General features: G+C 57.1%; 1 protein-coding gene. It reads right to left on the minus strand.

Going from position 1 to position 266, the window contains the following annotated elements; all coding sequences use genetic code 11:
* The coding region (locus PZC42_RS21600; RefSeq protein WP_277214233.1) for a hypothetical protein at window positions 1–266 on the minus strand (266 nt) is incomplete at both ends.

Genomic DNA, 266 nt, shown 5'->3' on the forward strand with positions numbered 1-266 from the left:
GATGATCGTGTTGCTCGCTTCACTAAACACCTCAAGCCGAATCTGCCCTGTAACGGCAGTGCGGCCACTCATCGCCGTTTCCGTAGCGTCTGCAAAGGTAGCCGCGTCGTTATTATTGGCCGAAGTGATCGAGACGCAATTCGTGCCGTCATTAGGGTTGACGGTATCCGCGAAGTCCCACGTCCCAGCAACAGCGGCACCTGTCCAGCCAGCGTTATCGCCGCCGTCGTGAATCAGTTCCGGTGTGTCGGTGAACGCGATGTTCT

The organism is Isoptericola croceus (genome assembly GCF_029382255.1).
In the GTDB taxonomy this organism is placed as follows: domain Bacteria; phylum Actinomycetota; class Actinomycetes; order Actinomycetales; family Cellulomonadaceae; genus Isoptericola; species Isoptericola croceus.